Genomic DNA, 600 nt, shown 5'->3' on the forward strand with positions numbered 1-600 from the left:
GCCACATACAACTCACCCACCGCACCCGGCGGCACCGGACGCAACCCCGCATCCAGAACAAAAACCCGCATATTGTCCATCGGCCGGCCCACCGGCACCTCACCACCCACCACCCCACCCACCCGATACGACGTCACGAACACCGTCGCCTCCGTAGGCCCGTACCCGTTCACCACCACCAACCCGGGCACCGCCGCACGCACCCGCGCCACCGCACCCGCCGACACCACATCACCCCCCACCCACAACTCACCCAGACCCGCGAAACACCCCGGATCCTCCTCCGCCACCACCCCGAACAACCCAGCCGTCAACCACAACCCCGTCACCCCACCACCCACCACCTCCCGCACCACACGCCCATCCAGCTCCACACCCCCCTCACCCACCACCACACAGCCGCCGCGCAGCAGCGGCACCCACACCTCGTACGACGACGCGTCGAACACCGACGGCGAATGCCACAGCACACACCCATGAGCCCCACCCCCGAAACGGCCGTCCGACGCCAGACCCACCACCCCCCCATGCGTCGCCCCCACACCCTTCGGCACCCCCGACGACCCCGACGTATACATCACATACGCCAACCCACCAGCC

The 600-nt window shown here is 68.8% G+C and carries 1 protein-coding gene; it reads right to left on the bottom strand.

Going from position 1 to position 600, the window contains the following annotated elements; genetic code table 11:
• Positions 1-578 (bottom strand): AMP-binding protein (locus tag ABEB00_RS35805; protein WP_345624916.1); only part of this gene is annotated, 578 nt, incomplete at its 3' end.
• Between the last annotated feature and the right edge of the window lie 22 nt (positions 579-600).

The sequence above is a fragment of the Streptomyces ziwulingensis genome, from assembly GCF_039542605.1.
Lineage (GTDB): Bacteria > Actinomycetota > Actinomycetes > Streptomycetales > Streptomycetaceae > Streptomyces > Streptomyces ziwulingensis.